The organism is Nitratireductor lacus, from assembly GCF_056431025.1.
In genome coordinates, this window is the sequence record NZ_JBWKMB010000055.1 from 1 (window position 1) to 1,456 (window position 1,456).

Sequence of the window (1,456 nt, forward strand, 5' to 3'; positions counted from 1 at the left end):
GCGCTTGAACTCATCACTGAAATTGCTGGTCCCCATCATGGCCTCCTTGCCTCAAATTTAGGGAAGAAGGCGTCCACAAATCTAGGGGCTATTCAGTCGTGGCAATAGTATCGGCGCAGATCAGGCGGCAGGTCGTACCCGTGGGTATCGTCGCGGACTTGATGCGTCCGGTGTAGCCGAAAGTACACTCCGTTCAATCCAGCGCCCTGGAAATAATCCAGGGGTAGCACAATCGTTGATTGGACGTGCTTTTGACGCCTATGCGTCGCTTGTGATCGGGAATAACTCGTCGAGAACAGCAGCCGACAACATGTCTGCAAATATGTTTGGCGGTTACAGGCAAAGAGACCGTCACTAAATATTTTGCGCGCATTCATGCAATGGAAATAATTTAGGCCGTTCATTTTCATTGGCGGCCTGAATATTATAAGCGTTTCTATATAATATATAAGTTAGATACTTTTTACGAAATGTTATTGCAAGGACATAGTGAAAAAAAGAACATGTTTGTTGCAGGTCCCATGGGTTCTGGTGGAAGTGGCAATTATGCATAGTGCAGCCGCAGTTATTTTTGCCTTTGCGTTTGCTGAAGAGGTGGTGAAGCTCATTATTGTACAGGCGTTGAAAAATACTCGGTGCAGTATTTTTTCATTCTTTATTTTTTTGCGGCCGAGTTTTACGTAAAGCTTAGCGAGGTAAGCTCTCATTTGGCTTATCTTAGAGCCCATGGTTTTTTTTAATTCTTATGACGATAACCATATCGGGAAGCACGTCTTCTTTTCATGTATTTTCAAGTTATACATATGCTAACGCAAATTCTTCGTTGATTGCGCTATTTGTTCTTTCTGTATATCACGGTGCGTCAAATATAATTATATATTCATGTCCAGAGTTTGATATATACGGCTATATTATTCTTTCGCTTTTGACAGGCGTTTCTGGATTTATTGCATGTTATTTATATTGCCTATTTGAGAGTTTTTTTCTAGTGGATTGATTCCAACGTTTGGACCCCTCTGTTTCGGACGGCTATGTATTGGCGGATGAAACGGTTGATGGAGGTCATCGCCCGCGATGGCGGCAAATTGTCCATCGTGCTCGTCGGCCACCCAAAACTGCGCAACGATTTGCGCCGGCCCATCACGGAAGAGATCGGTCACCGCACCGATGAGCTTCCATTCGACGGACTTGGCGAAGAGGCTCGAACCTATCTCGACTGGCTGTTAAAAGCCTGTGCTGTCGAAGATGCCGACATCGACGCTTTGATCGAGCCTGCGGCGCTGGACCTTTTGGCCAGCCCGCTCAGCACGCCGCTTCAGTTTGCCGAACATCTCAACCGTTCCTTCGAGCAGGGCTTCCAGCTGGAGACCCGCAAAAACCCTGGCCTGTAGAGCCGCTTCATGATTCACTTCGGATGAACCATGGGGAGTGCCGATATGGATCCGAAGTCACTGTT

1 protein-coding gene is annotated in these 1,456 nt (G+C 46.6%); it reads left to right on the forward strand.

Going from position 1 to position 1,456, the window contains the following annotated elements; all coding sequences use genetic code 11:
• Window positions 1–1,043: 1,043 nt before the first annotated feature.
• Window positions 1,044–1,391, forward strand: a complete 348-nt coding sequence (locus AC07E3_RS21370; RefSeq protein ID WP_478364737.1) for a hypothetical protein — start codon at window positions 1,044–1,046, stop codon at window positions 1,389–1,391.
• Window positions 1,392–1,456: the final 65 nt, after the last annotated feature.

Excerpts from the sequence above, each read along its gene's own strand:
- AC07E3_RS21370 (WP_478364737.1), top strand. The coding sequence starts at position 1,044 with ATGAAACGGTTGATGGAGGTCATCGCCCGCGATGGCGGCAAATTGTCC.